Origin of the sequence: Streptococcus sp. TATVAM-FAB8, from assembly GCF_046592795.1 — a bacterium.
Lineage (GTDB): Bacteria > Bacillota > Bacilli > Lactobacillales > Streptococcaceae > Streptococcus > Streptococcus ruminicola.
This window is the reverse complement of record NZ_JAWVPQ010000001.1, coordinates 315,759-334,495: the sequence shown is the minus strand read 5'-3', so window position 1 is coordinate 334,495 and position 18,737 is coordinate 315,759. Positions and strand designations below refer to the sequence as shown.

The 18,737-nt window shown below is 38.4% G+C and carries 21 protein-coding genes; 16 read left to right on the top strand and 5 right to left on the bottom strand.

Translation table 11 applies throughout. The features are described 5' to 3' along the window. Positions 1 to 6 precede the first annotated feature (6 nt). The 7 genes from SFC32_RS01655 (at position 7) to SFC32_RS01625 (ending at position 2,812) form a co-directional block, all read left to right on the top strand. Entirely contained in the window at positions 7 to 171 is a 165-nt protein-coding gene (locus SFC32_RS01655) for a hypothetical protein (protein WP_020917425.1), read from the top strand. A 205-nt stretch (positions 172 to 376) separates the two neighbouring features. Next, positions 377 to 667 carry a 30S ribosomal protein S6 gene (gene rpsF / locus SFC32_RS01650; RefSeq protein ID WP_006531977.1) on the top strand — a complete coding sequence of 97 codons (291 nt, stop codon included), beginning with the start codon at positions 377 to 379 and terminating at the stop codon, positions 665 to 667. Positions 668 to 678: 11 nt separating this feature from the next. Further along, the gene (locus tag SFC32_RS01645) at positions 679 to 1,185 is read left to right on the top strand and encodes a single-stranded DNA-binding protein (RefSeq protein ID WP_039696324.1); all 507 of its coding nucleotides are present in this window, start codon (positions 679 to 681) and stop codon (positions 1,183 to 1,185) included. Positions 1,186 to 1,245: 60 nt separating this feature from the next. Beyond that, positions 1,246 to 1,485: a 30S ribosomal protein S18 gene (gene rpsR / locus SFC32_RS01640; RefSeq protein ID WP_000068664.1), complete on the top strand. Its 240-nt coding sequence runs from the start codon at positions 1,246 to 1,248 to the stop codon at positions 1,483 to 1,485. A gap of 146 nt (positions 1,486 to 1,631) precedes the next feature. Beyond that, entirely contained in the window at positions 1,632 to 2,156 is a 525-nt protein-coding gene (locus tag SFC32_RS01635; protein WP_006531979.1) for a heme biosynthesis HemY N-terminal domain-containing protein, read from the top strand. A gap of 1 nt (position 2,157) precedes the next feature. Continuing rightward, positions 2,158 to 2,382, top strand: coding sequence for a helix-turn-helix domain-containing protein (locus tag SFC32_RS01630; protein ID WP_411049684.1), 225 nt, complete (start codon positions 2,158 to 2,160; stop codon positions 2,380 to 2,382). Beyond that, entirely contained in the window at positions 2,366 to 2,812 is a 447-nt protein-coding gene (locus SFC32_RS01625; protein ID WP_411049674.1) for a hypothetical protein, read from the top strand. Before SFC32_RS01630 ends, SFC32_RS01625 begins: the two co-directional genes overlap by 17 nt. A 44-nt stretch (positions 2,813 to 2,856) precedes the next feature. Here SFC32_RS01625 and SFC32_RS01620 read toward each other — a convergent pair whose 3' ends face one another. Both SFC32_RS01620 and SFC32_RS01615 read right to left on the bottom strand, forming a co-directional pair. Continuing rightward, entirely contained in the window at positions 2,857 to 3,513 is a 657-nt protein-coding gene (locus SFC32_RS01620) for a DUF1129 domain-containing protein (protein ID WP_074602836.1), read from the bottom strand. Positions 3,514 to 3,858: 345 nt separating this feature from the next. Next, positions 3,859 to 4,803 (bottom strand): magnesium transporter CorA family protein, encoded by a 945-nt coding sequence (locus SFC32_RS01615; RefSeq protein WP_020917419.1) that lies wholly within the window; start codon positions 4,801 to 4,803, stop codon positions 3,859 to 3,861. Between the two features lie 296 nt (positions 4,804 to 5,099). Between SFC32_RS01615 and uvrA the strand changes: the two genes are divergently transcribed. The 4 genes from uvrA (at position 5,100) to SFC32_RS01595 (ending at position 10,976) form a co-directional block, all read left to right on the top strand. Beyond that, positions 5,100 to 7,925: an excinuclease ABC subunit UvrA gene (uvrA, locus tag SFC32_RS01610; protein ID WP_411049673.1), complete on the top strand. Its 2,826-nt coding sequence runs from the start codon at positions 5,100 to 5,102 to the stop codon at positions 7,923 to 7,925. Between the two features lie 103 nt (positions 7,926 to 8,028). Then, the gene (locus tag SFC32_RS01605; RefSeq protein ID WP_411049672.1) at positions 8,029 to 9,285 is read left to right on the top strand and encodes an MATE family efflux transporter; all 1,257 of its coding nucleotides are present in this window, start codon (positions 8,029 to 8,031) and stop codon (positions 9,283 to 9,285) included. 134 nt (positions 9,286 to 9,419) lie between these two features. Continuing rightward, positions 9,420 to 10,481, top strand: a complete 1,062-nt coding sequence (locus tag SFC32_RS01600; protein WP_411049671.1) for a M24 family metallopeptidase — start codon at positions 9,420 to 9,422, stop codon at positions 10,479 to 10,481. 30 nt (positions 10,482 to 10,511) lie between these two features. Further along, positions 10,512 to 10,976: a deoxycytidylate deaminase gene (locus SFC32_RS01595; RefSeq protein ID WP_006531991.1), complete on the top strand. Its 465-nt coding sequence runs from the start codon at positions 10,512 to 10,514 to the stop codon at positions 10,974 to 10,976. A gap of 38 nt (positions 10,977 to 11,014) precedes the next feature. Here SFC32_RS01595 and SFC32_RS01590 read toward each other — a convergent pair whose 3' ends face one another. After that, on the bottom strand, positions 11,015 to 11,329 hold the full coding sequence (locus SFC32_RS01590) for a hypothetical protein (protein WP_411049670.1): 315 nt from the start codon (positions 11,327 to 11,329) through the stop codon (positions 11,015 to 11,017). 183 nt (positions 11,330 to 11,512) lie between these two features. On the opposite strand from SFC32_RS01590, the gene efp reads away from it, so the two are divergent. The 3 genes from efp (at position 11,513) to nusB (ending at position 12,963) form a co-directional block, all read left to right on the top strand. Beyond that, on the top strand, positions 11,513 to 12,073 hold the full coding sequence (gene efp, locus SFC32_RS01585) for an elongation factor P (RefSeq protein WP_074560860.1): 561 nt from the start codon (positions 11,513 to 11,515) through the stop codon (positions 12,071 to 12,073). A 79-nt stretch (positions 12,074 to 12,152) separates the two neighbouring features. Continuing rightward, entirely contained in the window at positions 12,153 to 12,542 is a 390-nt protein-coding gene (locus tag SFC32_RS01580) for an Asp23/Gls24 family envelope stress response protein (protein ID WP_014335250.1), read from the top strand. Next, positions 12,535 to 12,963: a transcription antitermination factor NusB gene (gene nusB / locus SFC32_RS01575; RefSeq protein ID WP_006531995.1), complete on the top strand. Its 429-nt coding sequence runs from the start codon at positions 12,535 to 12,537 to the stop codon at positions 12,961 to 12,963. Before SFC32_RS01580 ends, nusB begins: the two co-directional genes overlap by 8 nt. A gap of 80 nt (positions 12,964 to 13,043) precedes the next feature. Here nusB and SFC32_RS01570 read toward each other — a convergent pair whose 3' ends face one another. Together SFC32_RS01570 and SFC32_RS01565 are read right to left on the bottom strand one after the other, a co-directional pair. Beyond that, positions 13,044 to 14,006: a LacI family DNA-binding transcriptional regulator gene (locus SFC32_RS01570; protein WP_074564370.1), complete on the bottom strand. Its 963-nt coding sequence runs from the start codon at positions 14,004 to 14,006 to the stop codon at positions 13,044 to 13,046. 1 nt (position 14,007) lies between these two features. Further along, a complete protein-coding gene (locus SFC32_RS01565) occupies positions 14,008 to 15,447 on the bottom strand; it encodes a sucrose-6-phosphate hydrolase (protein ID WP_411049669.1) in 1,440 nt (479 codons plus the stop codon). Between the two features lie 200 nt (positions 15,448 to 15,647). On the opposite strand from SFC32_RS01565, the gene SFC32_RS01560 reads away from it, so the two are divergent. Both SFC32_RS01560 and scrK read left to right on the top strand, forming a co-directional pair. Beyond that, the gene (locus tag SFC32_RS01560; protein ID WP_411049668.1) at positions 15,648 to 17,555 is read left to right on the top strand and encodes a sucrose-specific PTS transporter subunit IIBC; all 1,908 of its coding nucleotides are present in this window, start codon (positions 15,648 to 15,650) and stop codon (positions 17,553 to 17,555) included. 154 nt (positions 17,556 to 17,709) lie between these two features. Next, a complete protein-coding gene (gene scrK, locus SFC32_RS01555; protein WP_074560855.1) occupies positions 17,710 to 18,591 on the top strand; it encodes a fructokinase ScrK in 882 nt (293 codons plus the stop codon). Positions 18,592 to 18,737 lie beyond the last annotated feature (146 nt).

The following is an 18,737-nucleotide window of genomic DNA, read 5'->3' as shown; positions in this document are numbered from 1 at the left end:
AAGGATATGTGGGTTGTTAGGAAGATGTACTGGCGCAGTGGTCAACAGTACGTTCAAGCACAAAAGATTTTTGAAAGTCGTGAAGAAGCAAATGCTTTTAGAAAAGAATTAGATTTTGCAACGGAGATTTATGAGACAAACTTAGCCGTTTCTAATAAAGGCGATTTTTAAGCAAAGAAGCAGAGCACACCTGCTTTTTTGTTTTGGGGATTTTGGGGATATAAATTGATAAAAAAATTTAGGATAAAAACACTTTCTTTCCCGCATATCTCTTGCGCAATTTCTGAAGCTATAGTATAATAGTTTATTGTGAGTATACCTCACTTACTCGTGATTTCGGTCACGGGTCATTAGACCAAAAGGAGGAAAAATATCAATGGCTAAATACGAAATTCTTTACATTATTCGTCCAAACATTGAAGAAGAAGCTAAAAACGCTTTGGTAGCACGCTTTGACTCTATCTTGACTGACAACGGTGCAACTGTTGTTGAATCAAAAGACTGGGAAAAACGTCGTCTTGCATACGAAATCAAAGATTTCCGCGAAGGACTTTACCACGTTGTTAACGTTGAAGCAGAAGATGCTGTAGCTCTTAACGAGTTCGACCGTCTTTCAAAAATCAACGGTGACATTCTTCGTCACATGATCGTTAAACTTGACGCGTAAGAAGGTATTTTATGATTAATAATGTAGTACTTGTCGGTCGCATGACCCGCGATGCAGAACTCCGTTACACACCATCTAATCAAGCAGTTGCGACATTTACACTTGCTGTAAACCGTAACTTCAAGAATCAAAATGGTGAACGCGAAGCAGATTTTATTAACTGTGTTATTTGGCGTCAGCAAGCTGAAAACTTGGCTAACTGGGCTAAAAAAGGCACATTGGTTGGTGTTACTGGTCGTATTCAGACTCGTAACTATGAAAACCAACAAGGTCAACGTGTTTACGTAACTGAGGTCGTTGCAGATAATTTCCAAATCTTGGAAAGTCGTGCTACACGTGAAGGTCAATCAGGTGGTTCTTACAACGGTGGATTTAACAACAATTCATCATTTGGTGGATCTTCTAATGGTGGTTTCTCATCACAATCTTCACAACAAACACCTAACTTCGGTCGTGACGAAAGCCCATTTGGTAATTCAAACCCAATGGATATTTCAGATGACGATCTTCCATTCTAATGGATATGGACACCTCAAGTGTTAAACTTGAAACAACAATAATATAAAGGAGAATAAAACATGGCTCAACAACGTCGTGGCGGATTCAAACGCCGTAAAAAAGTTGATTACATCGCAGCTAACAAAATTGAATATGTTGATTACAAAGATACTGAGCTTCTTAGCCGTTTCGTTTCAGAACGTGGTAAAATTCTTCCACGTCGCGTAACTGGAACTTCAGCTAAAAACCAACGTAAAGTAACAACAGCTATCAAACGCGCTCGCGTTATGGCTCTTATGCCATTCGTAAACGAAGACTAATTCGTTGCGGTGATCAGAAAAAACGACTTCGAAAGAGGTCGTTTTTTGTGTGGAAAAATCTTTTTTGAGTTTACAAGTTGAAATTATTGTTTTATAATAATTTCAAGAATACGATTGTTGTAAAACAATAATTTAGAGGGAGACTTATGAAAGAGATTGCTTTAAAAGTTGGAAGAGAAGTTGTTAAGATAATATGTTATTTATCGATTGTAGGTATGATTTTGATGGGATTTGGTATCTTTGCAGTGTTTTTTGCTGGGCAAAATCATGGTGGCCTATTTACTTTGGATTATGGTTATCAAAGAGTTCAGGTCTCTGTTTGGATTCCGATTGTTGTCTTAATAATGGCTATGATTATTTTTTATCTTCTATTTAGGATAATGCGAGCTTTGGATAAGTTGTTGATAAATTTTCAAGATGAAGAGTATTTTTGCTCCGAAAACATCAATTTGCTTTCTAAAGTTCTTCTTTATCAGATTTTATTCACAGGAATTCAATTGCTTGTTAATATCTTGCTTAATTTTTCTAAAATAGCAGATACAAGTAGCTTATTTGATTTATCTTTTAAAGATTATCTTGTGAATATTGTTTTTATCATTATCAATGATATTGCTATTGTTGTGCTAAAACGTGGTTATGAATTGCAAAAAGATCACGATGAGATTATTTGATATGGAAGAAATAAAAGTACATTTAGATAAGGTGTTAAAATCAAGAAATATCACCTCTAAGGAGCTGGCTGAGAAAATAGGAATCACCGAGGCGAATTTGTCTATTTTGAAGACCGGGAAGGCAAAAGGGGTCAGGTTTAATACCTTGATGAGTATTTGTAGAGAGTTGGATTGTCAGCCGGGAGATATTTTAGAATATAGGAGAGATTATGATGAAGGTAATTAAGGTTTTGGGAGTGGCTTTATTATTTGGGTTGCTATCTGGCTGTGGTATTGTCTCAGAAGCTTCTTATGATACCGCTGGTGCCATTAAAGCAGAAAGTAGTAAAGCTTATCAAAGTGAAGAAGAACAACTAAATGTTAAAGATATTTTAGTAGTAAACAAAGATGAGGTTTTACCTTTAGAGAATCACTTTTCTGGGACAGTGTATGTCATATTTACAAAAGAAGATTTGAAAGAAGGTCTGAAGACTGATTTTTCACTGAATGACAAATCATTAACAAATGTTAAAGAAGATAGTCAGGATGATTTCAATATCCGCTATCATAAGAAAACATATTTCTCAGCTAAAAAAATTTCGGTTGAAAACCTTGATCAGATTAAAATGACTTCAACTTGGCCAGATGACATTGTTTTAACTTTGCGTTCTAAATAAAAAATAACCTCACTAAAACTTATGCTTAGTGAGGTTATTTATTTTTATTGTTGTGGTGTCATTGCGTTTAGGATGTTGTATTTCTTTTGTAGGAAATAACGTCCGACAAGTGATACAACACCGATGATTAACATTACGATTGGTGGTAATTGTGGATTAAGAACGGCTGGTAAGAATGCAGTTGCGGTGTATAGGAGAACCCAACCAAGCATTGCTAAACCAAGTACAAGGAAAGTTTTTTTCCAACCTGGACGTTCGCTCTTAGGTTTACCAGCGAAGCGATAGATGAAGTGGTAAGTTGCGTACATAGCAGCACCTCCACCAAAACCAAGGGCAAGAAGTGAGAAAAGTCCAGAGCTAGTTGCTGCTGAATTAAAGAATCCCATAAGGGCGTTAAGCAGAGCAACGATTCCGATGAAAAGAAGTGATGTATCTAACCACATTAACCAAGGGTTATCATTTTTCTTTTCTTGGTTTGCTTTAGCATCAGAAGCTTTTTCAGTGAAAGAAGCAGCCCAAACCGTTGGTGCACCAAGAAGGGCACGAGCAGTTAAGCCTTTTTTCTGATTTTCAATGATTGTTGGTAAAACTTCTTCCAAAATTGCTTGGATTTCTTCGTCAGATTTACCATCTTCAATCAATTGATTAGTAGCAATGTGAATAAATTCTTGGTTCTTTTTAGTAAGATTAGTTAAATCCATAAATATTCTCCTGTATAAGGTCTTATAAGATAAAGCCAGTTATTAGTTAGAGAAAACAAAACCTTTGCTTTTTCTAACTAGTAAATGCCTAAAAATTCATTAATTCATTTTCAATAAAGTCACAACGAGAGTAAAGCAATTCGATAATAATTGCTTTACGAATTAGTAAGCTGCCTAGGAAGAATCCTGATAGCTATTTAGTCGCGTAAGTAGGTGATGATTGTTACGACGAGAGAAAAGTGATTCGACATTAATCACTTTTCGAGCTAGTAAGAGAGTTAGGGAAGTCATATAAGACTTCCCGTCGTTTTAAGAGTAGCTTTAGCTACCTTAAAACGTACTCTATTAAAACCATTTCTTCCTGAAGAAGTAGAATACCACGGACAAGCTCATGGCAGCGGCGATGAAGACGATGTACCAAAAGGCATGTGGTAGACCATTTAATGGTAACCAGTTGTTTTGGAAGTTCATCCCGTAGGCAGAGAAGATAACCGTTGGAATATCAAGTGCCATGGTCATCAAAGCCAAGGTTTTCATGATAGTATTCTGGTTGTTGTTGATGATTGAAGCAGTTGTTTCAGTCATGGCATTCAAGACATTTTCGTAAATGCCAGCCATCTCAATCGCCTGTTGCGTTTCAATCAGTGTATCTTCAAGCAAGTCTTCGTCTTCGATGTATTTTTTCAAAGAGCTGGTACTACTCGAAAGTTTTTTAACGATACGTTCATTGAATTTCAATGAGGCTTTCAAGTAGACGATAGATTTTTCAAGCTCCATCATGTCGATGAGTTGTTCATTACGTGTGGCATTTTCCAATTCTGCTTCGATTCGGTCACTTTGACGGTCGATAGAACGAAGGGCTGTTAGGAATAGCTCTGCGTTACGATAAAGCAGTTGGAAAACAAAACGTGTCTTCATGAAGGTATAGAAGTTTTTCACACGACGATTGAAGAAGTTATCAAATAAGGTTAATTCTTGCAAACACGTTGTGATAACAGCATTGTCAGTGACAATGATACCGAGCGGAATGGTCACATAATAGCTTTTATTATTACGTTCTTCGTAGGTTGGGACGTCGACGATAATCAAAGTGTAATCGTCTTCGACAGAAATACGTGATGTTTCTTCAAGGTCGAGTGGCGCACGAAGGTCTGTGATATCGATATTAAATTGTTCGGCTAAACTCACAGACTCTTCCTGGGAGGGGTTAACCAAATTAATCCAAGCTCCTGGCTCGAATGTATTGATTTCTTTAAACTCTAACGCTGTTGATAGAAACATTTGTTCCATAAAAACAACCCCTCCTTTTGCGATGAGATACAAGAACTATTAAACTATGATAACTAGTTAGGACCACCAGCGATAGTGCCGTCTTTAGTTCTTGTTCAATGATTTTTTTAAGTTGTAAAATAATCTCTTTTTAGACAAAATTCTACATACTAGTCTATTATACTACAATTAGCAGTTTTTGGGGACAGAGAAAAGTAGAAAATTTGTTATAATAAAATAAGAAGAAAATGTACTCGCAAAGAAAGGATGGAAAGCTAAGCGTGGCCTAGTGTCAAGCTTAGCTTATCTCATAGATTATGCAAGATAAATTGATTATTCGTGGGGCTCGAGCCCACAATTTGAAAAATGTCAATGTTGAAATTCCTCGGGATAAGTTGGTCGTTGTGACTGGTTTGTCTGGTTCAGGAAAATCAAGTTTGGCATTTGATACGATTTACGCAGAAGGGCAACGTCGTTACGTTGAAAGCTTATCTGCTTATGCCCGCATGTTTCTTGGTAATATGGAAAAACCAGATGTGGATTCGATTGAAGGTCTTAGCCCAGCTATTTCCATTGACCAAAAAACAACAAGTAAAAACCCGCGCTCTACTGTAGGAACAACGACAGAAATCAATGATTATCTGCGCCTTTTGTACGCTCGTGTGGGGACGCCTTACTGTATTAATGGGCACGGTGCTATTACGGCATCATCTGTTGAACAGATTGTTGATAAGGTATTGGAATTGCCTGAGCGCACAAGAATGCAAATTTTAGCGCCTGTTGTGCGTCGCAAAAAAGGTCAACACAAGACGATTTTTGATCGCATTCAAAAAGATGGTTATGTACGTGTACGCGTGGATGGTGACATTTTTGATATTTCAGAAGTTCCGGAGTTGTCTAAGAGTAAAATGCACAACATCGAGATTGTCGTGGACCGTTTGATTAATAAAGAGGGCATTCGTTCACGTCTTTTTGATTCTGTGGAAGCAGCCCTTCGTTTGGCAGATGGTTATGTTATCATCGACACTATGGATGGCAATGAATTGCTTTTCTCAGAACATTATTCATGTCCGGTTTGTGGATTTACCGTTCCTGAATTGGAACCACGCTTGTTCTCGTTTAATGCGCCGTTTGGCTCATGCCCAACTTGTGATGGATTAGGAAATAAATTGGAAGTCGACTTGGATTTGGTGATTCCTGACCGTAGTAAGACTCTTCGTGAAGGTGCGCTAGCACCATGGAATCCAATCTCATCAAACTATTATCCTGCTATGCTTGAGCAAGCTATGGAAGCTTTTGGTGTTGATATGGATACACCTTTTGAAGACTTGACTGAAGAAGAGCAAAATCTTGTGCTTTACGGTTCTGGTGAGCGTGAATTCCATTTCCACTATGTCAATGATTTTGGTGGCGAACGCAATATTGACCTTCCATTTGAAGGTGTTGTCAACAATATCAATCGTCGTTACCACGAGACAAACAGTGATTTTACCCGCAATGTCATGCGCGGTTACATGAATGAATTGCCATGCCCAACTTGTCATGGTTACCGTTTGAATAATCAAGCGCTCTGCGTTCGTGTGGGTGGTGAAAATGGTTTGAATATTGGGCAAGTGTCTGATTTGTCAGTTGCTGACCATTTGGAACTCTTGAATCATCTAGAACTTTCTGAAAATGAAAAAACGATTGCCACACCAATCGTTAAGGAAATCAAAGACCGTTTGACTTTCCTTAACAATGTTGGCTTGAATTACTTGACCTTATCACGTTCTGCGGGGACTTTGTCTGGTGGTGAAAGTCAACGTATTCGCTTGGCGACACAAATTGGTTCAAACTTGTCTGGTGTCCTTTATATCCTTGATGAACCGTCAATTGGGCTTCATCAACGCGACAATGACCGTTTGATTGATAGTTTGAAGAAAATGCGTGATCTCGGAAATACCTTAATTGTCGTTGAACACGACGAAGACACTATGCGTCAAGCTGATTGGTTGATTGATGTCGGACCAGGAGCTGGTGAATTTGGTGGGCAAATCGTCGCTTCAGGAACGCCAGAAGAAGTTGCTAAGAACAAAAAATCAATCACAGGGCAATATCTATCAGGTGCCAAAGAAATTCCTGTGCCACTAGAACGTCGTAAAGGTAATGGACGTTTCCTACGTGTTCTTGGTGCTTGCGAAAACAACTTGCAAAATATTGACGTGACTTTCCCACTTGGAAAATTTATTGCAGTCACAGGTGTGTCTGGTTCTGGTAAATCAACTTTGGTTAACAGTATTTTGAAAAAAGCTGTTGCTCAAAAATTAAATCGCAATTCTGCTAAACCTGGTAAGCACAAAGCACTTGAAGGTATTGAAAACATTGAACGCTTGATTGATATTGACCAAAGTCCAATCGGTCGTACTCCACGTTCAAATCCTGCAACTTATACAGGTGTCTTTGATGACATTCGTGACCTTTTTGCTAAGACCAATGAAGCTAAGATTCGTGGTTACAAAAAAGGACGTTTCTCATTTAACGTCAAAGGCGGACGTTGTGAGGCTTGTTCTGGTGATGGTATTATCAAGATTGAAATGCACTTCTTGCCAGATGTGTATGTACCTTGTGAAGTTTGTCATGGCACACGTTATAACAGTGAAACGCTTGAAGTTCATTACAAAGATAAAAATATCGCTGAAATTCTCGATATGACAGTTAATGATGCGGTTGAATTCTTTGCACCAATCCCTAAAATCGCACGCAAATTGCAAACTATCAAAGACGTTGGACTTGGTTATGTCACACTTGGACAACCAGCAACAACCCTTTCTGGTGGTGAAGCACAGCGTATGAAATTGGCTAGTGAACTTCACAAACGCTCAACTGGTAAGAGTCTTTATATCCTTGATGAACCAACGACAGGTCTTCACACAGATGACATTGCTCGTCTGCTTAAAGTCCTTCAACGTTTCGTGGATGATGGAAATACTGTGCTTGTCATTGAACACAATCTTGATGTGATTAAGACAGCTGACTATATTATCGACCTTGGACCAGAAGGCGGTGTCGGTGGCGGACAAATCGTTGCCACAGGCACACCAGAAGAAGTCGCCAAAGTCAAAGAATCCTTCACAGGACAATATTTAAAAGATAAATTGAAATAAAATATGCCCAGGTAAGTTATCTTGCCTGGTTTTTGTGCTATAATGGAGCCAATTTATGGGGAACGGCGCAGTTTTGCTGCTGTTGAGATTTATTGGAGGATTTATGTCTTATTCAAAAGAAGTTAATCGCTATGTTTTTCCATTGATTGCGACCAATATTGCACAGCTTTTGATTAATCAATTGTCACTGCATTTTGCGGTTAATGATTCCAGTGTTGCCCTTTCTGGAATCTCGGTGATTCAAAATTTCTTATTTGCCTTTGGTGGGATTTTAGGCGCTTTTAGTTTATCGTTTAATATTAAAGGGGCGCGTGCTTTTGCAGAAAATGACAAGAAGCGTTTTAAAGATTTGTTGAAATCATCATTGCTTTTGGATATGCTAATTGGTCTTTTATTTATGGTCTTGTGTCTAGTTTTTGGAAAGCTTTTTCTCCAACTATTCTATGGCTTCACAGGTGATTTACTCGACTTATCGGCGGTTTATCTGGCGATTATGTCACCGTATATTCTTCTGACCTTGTTAACATTTTTGTTGACAAATGTTTTAAAAGTTGAAAAGAAAACCAAGCCGATTTTTTGGATTGGGCTTGTTAGCTCGCTGCTTGATGTGGTGATGAATTACTATTTGGTTCCATTTTTTGGAGTGAAGGGCGCAGCGATTTCTGCTATAACTTCTTTGTTTTTAGTGGTTTTGGCTTATTTTTATTTAGTTCATGATGTGATTTTTGAGGCTTTGAAATCTCAGTCAACTTGTAAAAAAGAGTTAATTCTTTTTGGGATTCCTTTAACCATTCAAGAAATTTTAGAAAGTGTCCTTTTTATCATGGCTTTTGATGCTTTGATGGGACGTCAAGGCCTAAAAATACTTTCTATCTATGCAGTGATTAGTCAGCTCTTTTCAATGGTGCGTTTGCCTGCTTATATGTATGCTGGTGCGGTTTCTGTCTTTTTGCCGCAGGCTAGTCAAAAGCATGAAAATAAGTCATTTATGCGCGTAATTTATCGAAATAGTTATCTAATGAGTTTTGGATTTGCTGTGATAGTGACGCTTTGTGCTAATGTTTTTGCCAATTTCCTATCAAGTCAAATCGATAGGAATATCATCCCGATGACTGCCTTCACGATGCTTGTGATGATTGCAACACCACTTTATGAAAGTTCAAAAATGCTTTTACAAAGCAGCCATGCTGAAAAATGGGTGGTCAGTATGACGACTGTGGTCAATCTGCTAAGCATCGCTGTTTTACTAATCATTCAATTTCTGGGTCTTCAAAGCTACCAATCGCTTTATTTTATTTACGGCTTAAGCCTGGTTATTCTAAGTATTTTGTTCATCAAAAAAGCAAATTTAATAACTTAAAAGAACCTGATGGTTCTTTTTTTACGATAAAATTGATTTACCAGCTAAGTATTTTGTGAAAAAACGTGAAAAAGGCGATTGTTTCAAGGATTTTCTGGTATAATTATTTTAAAAAACGAGAGAGGGAGAGGTTCATGTTAGCAAGACTGAAAAGATTTGATGCTAAGTTAGATGAAAAAGAGCTGGACGCCATGTTGGTGACTGGTCAAAATAATATTTATTATTTGACAGGTTTTTGGGGGACAGCAGCAACTGTCTTTATTTCCAAAACACGTCGTTTGTTCGTAACGGATGCTCGCTACACTTTGATTGCTAAGCAAACGGTTCAAGGATTTGATATCATCGAAAGCAGAGATGCACTTTCTGAAATTGCTAAGGCGATTGCGTCTGATGCGATTTCGACGATTGGTTTTGATAGTCAGGTGTCATTTGCTTATTATCAGATTTTGCAGGGTGTGTTTGCAGGTTATGATTTGGTAGCTACGACGAATTTCATGGAAGAATTACGCATGATTAAAGATGCTTCTGAAATTGCGACCATCCGAAAAGCTTGTTCGATTTCTGACCGTGCCTTTACAGACATGCTTGATTTCATCAAACCTGGACAAACAACAGAATTGCAAGTAGCAAACTTCCTTGATTTTCGTATGCGGGAGTACGGAGCTTCTGGGGTATCTTTTGAAACCATTGCAGCATCAGGTTACCGCTCTGCTATGCCTCACGGCGTAGCCAGTGAGAAAGTTATCCAGTCAGGCGAAACCTTGACCCTCGATTTTGGTTGCTACTACAATCATTATGTCAGCGACATGACGCGTACCATCCATATCGGTGAGACGACTGACGAAGAACGTGAGATTTATGATGTGGTTTTGCGCGCTAATCAAGCTGTGATTGATTCGGTCAAAGCTGGTATGACACGCCGTGATTATGATAAGCTAGCGCGTGATGTGATTGAAAAAGCTGGTTATGGTGAGCACTTCACACACGGAATTGGTCATGGAATTGGACTTGATATTCACGAAATCCCATTCTTTGGAAATTCTGATGAATTGGTTGAAGTCGGCATGACCATCACCGATGAACCAGGAATTTACCTTGATAACAAATACGGTGTTCGTATCGAAGATGACCTTGTGGTCACTGAAAAAGGGTGCGAGGTTCTGACCTTGGCACCGAAAGAATTGATTGTCTTGTAATAACTAAGCGTTTAGAAAAGGAGGAAAACAATGACTGAAAGACTTTCTTGGGAAGATTATTTTATGGCAAATGCGGAGTTAATTTCAAAACGCTCAACTTGTGATCGTGCCTTTGTCGGAGCTGTTTTGGTTAAAGATAATCGTATCATCGCCACTGGTTACAATGGTGGTGTTTCTGAAACTGATAACTGTAGCGAAGCAGGACATAAAATGGAAGACGGTCATTGTATCCGTACCGTTCACGCAGAAATGAATGCCCTTATCCAGTGTGCTAAGGAAGGTATCTCAACCAAAGGCACAGAAATTTACGTGACACATTTTCCGTGTATCAACTGTACCAAAGCGCTTCTTCAGGCAGGGATTAAGAAGATTACTTACAAAACAGCTTACCGCATGCATCCATTTGCTATCGAATTGATGAAACAAAAAGGTGTCGAATGCGTTCAGCACGATGTCCCAGAAGTGAGACTTGGCATGGATGATTTTGATGACTAATAAAAAGAGCACTCAAAAGAAGTGCTCTTTTAGTCTTTTTAGTTCAATTTATCTTTTAGAATTTTTTCGTCAATTTCGGAAGCTGGCGTCCAACCTTTTTTTAACAAATCATTGATGTAAAAGTTGTTGTATAAAATAGCAAAAGCAATGTTTAAGCCAAGACCGATGCTAGTATCGACATTGAGACTTAGTGAGAGCATTCCCCCTAAAATCATTGCTCCAAACATAATGCCAAGCCATTTCCAATCTTTACGAAAAAGTGGCACAAAGCAATAAAAGAATAGCGTTGTCCAGCTGAAACCAACTTTAACTTCTTTAATCTCTCCCTCTGGGCTCTCAAGTTTCGCTTTCATATTCAGTAAATCTCCCTTTTTAATAAATTTCTAGAGTTTTATTGTATCAAAATTGGATTTTTTTAACAATGAAGTCTAAAATAGTAGGAGAGGGTTATTCTTTTGAAACCCAAAAAGATTTGAGCCATAGCGTATTTTATGGTAAAATGAAGTGATAAATAATTTATAAGAGGTAATGAATAAATGATTGAAGCAAGTAAGCTTAGAGCAGGTATGACTTTCGTAACATCTGATGGAAAACTCATCAAAGTTCTCGAAGCAAGCCACCACAAACCAGGTAAAGGTAACACAGTTATGCGTATGAAACTTCGTGACGTACGTACTGGTTCAACATTCGATACAACTTACCGTCCAGAAGAAAAATTCGAACAAGCAATCATCGAAACACGTGCTGCACAATACCTTTACAAAATGGATGACACAGCATACTTCATGGATACTGAAAGCTACGAACAATATGAAATTCCAGTTGCTAACGTAGAACAAGAATTGCTTTACATTCTTGAAAACTCAGAAGTTAAAATCCAATTCTACGGAACTGAAGTTATCGGTGTAACTGTTCCTACAACTGTTGAATTGACAGTTACTGATACTCAACCATCAATCAAAGGTGCTACAGTTACTGGTTCTGGTAAACCTGCAACTCTTGAAACAGGTCTTGTTGTTAACGTACCAGACTTTATCGAAATCGGTCAAAAATTGGTAATCAATACGCAAGAAGGTACTTACGTATCACGTGCCTAAGCTTGCCAGTAGAGCGGGTAGAGAGGGTACCGCTCTCTTTACTTTTTAATCCTTAAATTTAATTAGAAAGGAAATGCTTATGACAACTGAAAATATCGGTGATATTGTTATTTCACCACGAGTACTAGAAGTTATCACAGGTATTGCTGCAACAAAAGTTGATGGCGTTCACTCACTTCGTAACAAAGCCATGACTGATACTTTCAGCAAAACAGTTTTAGGTAAAGGTGTTTACCTTCAAACAGAAGAAGATGGTACAGTTAACGCTGATATCTATGTATATCTTCAATACGGTGTCAACGTTCCTGCTGTTTCAATGGCTATCCAAAAAGCTGTTAAAGCTGCAGTTTACGAAATGGCAGAAGTGACTATTTCATCTGTCAACATTCACGTTGAAGGAATCGTTCCTGAAAAAACACCAAAACCTGATTTGAAAGCATTGTTTGACGAGGATTTCTTGGATGACTAATAACTTTACAAATTCAAGACGTGACCTTCGTGAGCGTGCCTTCCAGGCACTCTTTAGCCTCGAATTTGGTGGAGAATATTTGCAAGCAGCTGAATTTGCTTACACTTATGATAAGACTGTCGAAGAAGACGAAGAAGTTCAAGTTCCAGTATTTCTTCTAAATCTTGTTAAAGGTGTTTGTGATTTGCAATCAGAACTTGATCAACAAATCGAAGCACACTTAAAATCAGGCTGGTCACTAGAGCGTTTAACACTAACTGACAAAGCTTTACTTCGTTTAGGGCTTTACGAAGTGAAATACTTCGAAGAAACACCTGGACGTGTAGCGGTTAATGAAATCATTGAAATTGCTAAAAAGTATTCAGACGAAACATCAGCAAAATTCGTCAATGGATTGTTGAGTCAGTTTGTTACTGAATAATAAATGAAAGAGAGATGCTTGTCATCTCTCTTTTTTGTACCTAAAAAGCACAGACATAAATGCCTGTGCTTTTGTGTTTATTAGATACTGCTACCAGGAAGAAGTGAAATTGGTAGGATATAGTCTTTGCTTGTCTTTTCGCCTTTGATGCGTTTTAGGAGAATATCCACAAGTAGACTAGCGATTTCATCGATTGGTTGACGGATGGTTGTCAATTGTGGGAAGAAGTTCTCAATAAATGACGTACCATCGTACCCGATAATTTTCAAATCTTCAGGGATTTTTAAATCTAATTGTTTAGCAATTTTCATGGTTAAAATGGCTGTTAAATCATCGGAAACAAAGATACCATCAGGTCTAGTTCGTGCAATGATGGATTTGATTTCCATTTCACGGCGAATTGTGGATAAGTTGTTAGGAACTTTGAAAACTTCACCGTGAGGAATTTGAAATGTAAAACCAAGGGCACGTAATTCGGTTGGAGAATCAGTGTTATCGTGTCCAGTAATCATAATGATATTTTCGCAACCATTTTTTTGAAGGGTACGAGCAGCTAGCTTACCTCCTTCAAAGTTATCTGAAGCAATGATAGGAACATTTGGGGCCAGGTTTCTATCAAAAGCAATAATAGGTGCACTGACGCGTTCGTAATCATCGATACCAAGGTTGTGACTTGATGAAATGATACCGTCAACTTGGTTAGCTTCAAGCATCTCGATGTATTCACGTTCCTTGGCAGGGTCATTTTCACTGTTGCAGATAATCGTTTTATAACCATGTTTGAATAGTTCGATTTCAAGATATTCAATCAGTTCAGAATAAAAGATATTGCTAATATTAGGAAAGATAAGTCCGATGAGTTGGGCTGATTTTCCTTGGAGTCCACGAGCAAGGTTATTAGGCTTATAGCCTAATGTTCTCATGGCTTCTTGGACTTTTTGTTTTGTCTTTTCTGACAAATAACCTTTGTTGTTGATAACGCGTGAAACGGTTGTTGGGCTAACCCCAGCAAGTTCAGCAACGTCAGTTAATTTTGCTACCATATTAGTACTTCAAATCAAAGTATGTACCAGTAACGTCTCCAGATTTAATAGCGATGCCGTTTTGGCCAGCTTCTGGGAAGACACGGCTAGTAAATACTTTTTCTCCTTTATTGATAAAGATTTCAACGACTGAATTATCTACAAAAATATTAGCACTTGTTTCTTTTGCATTGATTGTGCATTCACGGCTTGTGCCAAATTCTGTAGCGTATTGAACACCAGCTTTACTGCGGTCAAGAATAATTTTACCGTCTTTAGTATCGACCGTCAAGCTGAGTCCATTGCCTTTGTCATCAGCAAAGAGAAGGATTTCAGATTTTTGATTTGCAGGGAAATTTAATTCTAATTCATAAGTATTAGTTGTCTCAGATTTATTAGCAAATGCTTCAGAGTCAGCACGAAGTGAAGTGATTGCTTCAACTGGGTATTGGTAAAGTTTACCATCTTTAATAGAAAGTTCTTTAACAAGACTTAGAGCACCTTGGTAATCGTATTTATCTGTTGGGTAATCAACATCAGGAAGTCCAATCCAGCTGACAACTAATGTGCGCCCGTCAGGGGCATTGAATCCTTGAGTAGCATAGGCTTCAAAACCATAGTCAAGGTTTTGAATGTCTGAAGCGCCAACTAATTTTGCATGTTCTGTGTCAAACGATTGACATACTTTATAAGTATTTGGATAAATGTTGCGGTAATCAAGTTCAGATTTATCAAGGCCTTGTGGGCAGTAAAGAAGAACTGGTTTATCATCAACAAAAACAAGGTTTGGACATTCAATCATGTACTCTGAACCAGTACCGCCGAAGTCGAGTTTGCCAACTTCTTCCCAGTTTTCAACATTGTTATCAACTGCTTTATAAAGTTTAATAAAGCCTGATTTTTCAGGGCTTTGAGCACCTACGATAGCGTAGAATTGACCTTTATAATTGAAAATTTGAGGGTCACGGAAGTGCTCTGTGGCATCTTCAGGTTGGCGGATAAGGACATTATCCATTTTTGTAATATTGTGGTCTTTATCCATCCAAGCACCGATTTGAAGTGGGTCACGTACCCAGTTTTCGTCACGAACATTTCCTGTATAGAACAAGAAGAGTTTGTCATTGATTTCATAGGCAGAACCAGAGTAAGCTCCGTGGCTATCGTTTTTAGTGTCAGGGCGAAGTTCTACATTAGTTTCATGGAAATGAACCAAGTCTTCAGATTCAGTGTGAACCCATTGTTTTAGGCCGTGAGCAGCGCCAAAAGGCCAATTTTGATAGAACAATGTATATTTGCCGTTAAAGTATGAGAAACCGTTAGGGTCATTTAATAGTCCAGTTTTAGGCTCGATGTGGTAGCTGGTATGCCAAGGTGATTTTTTCACATTTTCAGTGATTTTAGCCACCTCTTCCTCGCTCCAATCAGCGTAAGCACGGTATCGTACTTCTTGAGGTAAATTCATAATTTTCTCCTTTAGTTTATCTATCTACTATTAATATAGTAAACGTTTTCCGCCTAAAAATCAATTATTTTCCCGCAAAAAGAAAAAAATATGATAAACGCTTGACATAAAGCGTTTTTATGATAAAATGTAAATGTAGTTAAGTGAAACGCTTACAACCAAGCTTACAAAAGTAATTTTATATAAAGGAGTTTTTGCAAATGGATAACGCACAGATTGCAAAAGAGATTGTTGCTGCTTTAGGTGGCCGCGAAAACGTACGCAGTGTCGCTCACTGTGCCACACGTTTACGTGTTATGGTTGTTGATGAAGCAAAAATCGACAAAGACAAAATTGAAAATCTTGACAAAGTTCAAGGAGCTTTCTTCAACTCAGGACAATACCAAATTATCTTTGGTACTGGTCTAGTTAACAAAATGTACGATGAAGTTGTTGCTCTTGGTTTGCCAACAGCTTCAAAAGATGAACAAAAAGCAGAAGCTGCTAAACAAGGAAACTGGTTCCAACGCGCTGTCCGTTCATTCGGTGACGTATTTGTTCCATTGCTTCCAGCTATCGTAGCGACTGGTCTTTTCATGGGTATCCGCGGAGCTATCAACAATGATACAATCCTAGGACTCTTCGGAACAACTTCTGAAGCATTCTCATCTACAAACTTCTACACATACACTGTTGTATTAACAGATACAGCCTTTGCATTCTTCCCAGCTTTGATTTGCTGGTCTGCATTTAACGTATTTGGTGGAAGTCCAATCGTAGGTCTTGTTCTTGGACTTATGATGGTTAACAACTCACTTCCAAATGCTTGGGATGTTGCCTCAAAAGCTGCAGAACCAATTAACTTCTTTGGATTCATTCCAGTTGTTGGTTACCAAAACTCAGTTCTTCCAGCATTCTTCGTAGGTTTGCTTGGTGCGAAACTTGAAAAATGGTTGCACAAAAAAATTCCAGATGTGCTTGACCTCTTGTTGGTTCCATTCTTGACATTCTTGGTAATGTCAATCTTGGCACTCTTTGTCATTGGTCCAGTTTTCCATACTGTTGAAAACTATGTTCTTGCAGGAACTAAATTCTTGCTTAGCTTGCCATTTGGTCTTTCTGGTCTTATTCTTGGTGGTATTCACCAAGTTATCGTGGTTACAGGTGTTCACCACATCTTCAACTTGCTTGAATCACAATTGATTGCTGCTGATGGTAAAGACCCATTCAACGCTATCATCACAGCTGCAATGACTGCCCAAGCTGGTGCAACTCTTGCTGTTGGTGTTAAAACAAAAGATGCTAAACTTAAAGCTCTTGCTTTCCCAGCTGCTCTTTCTGCAGGACTTGGTATCACTGAACCAGCTATCTTCGGTGTAAACTTACGTTTTGGTAAACCATTTGTATTAGGTCTTGCGGCTGGTGCTTGTGGTGGTTGGTTGGCTTCAATCTTCAACCTTGCTGGTACTGGTTTTGGTATTACAATTATCCCTGGTACTCTTCTTTACTTGAATGGTCAAGTTCTTAAATATGTCATCATGGTTCTTGCAACTACAGCTCTTGCCTTTGTATTGACTTACATGTTCGGTTACGAAGATGATACAAAAGACGTTAAAGCTGCTAAAGAAGCAAAAGAAGTAGCTGAAGAAGTTACTGCACTTTCTCAAGCTGGTGTTTCTGAAGAAACAGTTGTAAGCCCACTTTCAGGCCAAGCTGTTGAACTTTCTGCAGTTAATGACCCAGTCTTCTCATCAGGTGCTATGGGTAAAGGTATCGCTATTAAACCAAACGGTGACACAGTTTACTCACCAGTTGATGGTACTGTTCAACTTGCTTTTGAAACAGGTCATGCTTATGGTTTGAAATCTGACAATGGTGCTGAAATCCTTATCCACATCGGTATTGATACTGTCTCAATGGCTGGTAAAGGATTTAACCAAAAAGTTGCTGCTAACCAAAAAGTTAAAAAAGGTGATGTTCTTGGAACATTTGACCGCGCAGCTATTGCAGGAGCAGGTCTTGATGATACAACAATGATTATCGTGACAAACACAGCTGACTACCAAGAAGTAACACCAGTTGCTCAAGGTGAACTTGCTGAAGGTGCTGCATTGCTAGATCTTAAATAAGTATATATCTATAATTTAAGAGGTTCGAAAGGACCTCTTTTTATATGGAGTTAAATATTGATACAATAGGGTTTCTGCCACTTTTGTACTTGATATATCTTTTGTTTTTTTGTATAATATTTGATAGAAAACTAGCAATTAAAAGGGAGATAACATGACTAAATTATACGGTAGTGTCGAAGCAGGTGGAACAAAATTTGTTTGTGCTGTTGGTGATGAGAATTTTCAAGTTGTAGAAAAAGTTCAATTTCCAACAACAACACCTTATGAAACAATTGATAAAACAGTAGCATTCTTCAAACGTTTTGAAGAAGATTTGGCAGGAATTGCTATTGGTTCATTTGGGCCAATTGATGTTGATGAAAATTCAAAAACTTATGGTTACATCACAACAACTCCAAAACCACATTGGGCTAATGTTGACTTGGTTGGCTTGATTTCAAAACACTTTAAAGTGCCATTTTACTTTACAACTGACGTAAATAGCTCTGCTTACGGTGAAACAATCGTCCGTAAAGGTGTTAAGAGCCTTGTTTATTACACAATCGGTACTGGTATTGGTGCTGGAGCTATTCAAAACGGTCAATTTATCGGTGGTCTTGGTCACACAGAAGCAGGTCACGTGTATGTTGCTCCACACCCACAAGATGTTGCTAAAAACTTCAACGGTGTTTGCCCATTCCACAAAGGTTGCTTGGAAGGTATGGCAGCAGGTCCGTCACTTGAAGCACGTACAGGTATCCGTGGTGAACTGATTGAACTTAACTCTGATGTTTGGGATGTTCAAGCTTACTACATTGCGCAAGCTGCTGTTCAAGCAACACTTCTTTATCGTCCAGAAGTGATTGTCTTTGGTGGTGGTGTTATGGCACAAGAGCACATGTTAAAACGTGTTCGTGATAAATTTAAAGCTTTGATGAACGATTATGTCCCAGTTCCAGATGTTACAGAATATATCGTGACACCAGGTGTTGCTGAAAATGGTTCTGCAACTCTTGGTAACTTTGCTTTGGCTAAGAAAGTTTCAGAACGTTAATCGCTTGATTAACAAAATGTTAGCGAGATTGAGGAAAAGTCCTTTTGGGACGATTCTTCAATCTTTTTTTACACTGACAAATCCTTGTGAATTACAGTGCTTTCTTGTTGTTAAGGTGAAAAAAGAGTATAATCGTAGCAGGTGAA

Bases quoted from the DNA above. Each gene is read 5' to 3' on its own strand.
- SFC32_RS01655 (WP_020917425.1), top strand. From the start codon at position 7: ATGTGGGTTGTTAGGAAGATGTACTGGCGCAGTGGTCAACAGTACGTT.
- rpsF (WP_006531977.1), top strand. From the start codon at position 377: ATGGCTAAATACGAAATTCTTTACATTATTCGTCCAAACATTGAAGAA.
- SFC32_RS01645 (WP_039696324.1), top strand. From the start codon at position 679: ATGATTAATAATGTAGTACTTGTCGGTCGCATGACCCGCGATGCAGAA.
- rpsR (WP_000068664.1), top strand. From the start codon at position 1,246: ATGGCTCAACAACGTCGTGGCGGATTCAAACGCCGTAAAAAAGTTGAT.
- SFC32_RS01635 (WP_006531979.1), top strand. From the start codon at position 1,632: ATGAAAGAGATTGCTTTAAAAGTTGGAAGAGAAGTTGTTAAGATAATA.
- SFC32_RS01630 (WP_411049684.1), top strand. From the start codon at position 2,158: ATGGAAGAAATAAAAGTACATTTAGATAAGGTGTTAAAATCAAGAAAT.
- SFC32_RS01625 (WP_411049674.1), top strand. From the start codon at position 2,366: ATGATGAAGGTAATTAAGGTTTTGGGAGTGGCTTTATTATTTGGGTTG.
- SFC32_RS01620 (WP_074602836.1), bottom strand. From the start codon at position 3,513: ATGGATTTAACTAATCTTACTAAAAAGAACCAAGAATTTATTCACATT.
- SFC32_RS01615 (WP_020917419.1), bottom strand. From the start codon at position 4,803: ATGGAACAAATGTTTCTATCAACAGCGTTAGAGTTTAAAGAAATCAAT.
- uvrA (WP_411049673.1), top strand. From the start codon at position 5,100: ATGCAAGATAAATTGATTATTCGTGGGGCTCGAGCCCACAATTTGAAA.
- SFC32_RS01605 (WP_411049672.1), top strand. From the start codon at position 8,029: ATGTCTTATTCAAAAGAAGTTAATCGCTATGTTTTTCCATTGATTGCG.
- SFC32_RS01600 (WP_411049671.1), top strand. From the start codon at position 9,420: ATGTTAGCAAGACTGAAAAGATTTGATGCTAAGTTAGATGAAAAAGAG.
- SFC32_RS01595 (WP_006531991.1), top strand. From the start codon at position 10,512: ATGACTGAAAGACTTTCTTGGGAAGATTATTTTATGGCAAATGCGGAG.
- SFC32_RS01590 (WP_411049670.1), bottom strand. From the start codon at position 11,329: ATGAAAGCGAAACTTGAGAGCCCAGAGGGAGAGATTAAAGAAGTTAAA.
- efp (WP_074560860.1), top strand. From the start codon at position 11,513: ATGATTGAAGCAAGTAAGCTTAGAGCAGGTATGACTTTCGTAACATCT.
- SFC32_RS01580 (WP_014335250.1), top strand. From the start codon at position 12,153: ATGACAACTGAAAATATCGGTGATATTGTTATTTCACCACGAGTACTA.
- nusB (WP_006531995.1), top strand. From the start codon at position 12,535: ATGACTAATAACTTTACAAATTCAAGACGTGACCTTCGTGAGCGTGCC.
- SFC32_RS01570 (WP_074564370.1), bottom strand. From the start codon at position 14,006: ATGGTAGCAAAATTAACTGACGTTGCTGAACTTGCTGGGGTTAGCCCA.
- SFC32_RS01565 (WP_411049669.1), bottom strand. From the start codon at position 15,447: ATGAATTTACCTCAAGAAGTACGATACCGTGCTTACGCTGATTGGAGC.
- SFC32_RS01560 (WP_411049668.1), top strand. From the start codon at position 15,648: ATGGATAACGCACAGATTGCAAAAGAGATTGTTGCTGCTTTAGGTGGC.
- scrK (WP_074560855.1), top strand. From the start codon at position 17,710: ATGACTAAATTATACGGTAGTGTCGAAGCAGGTGGAACAAAATTTGTT.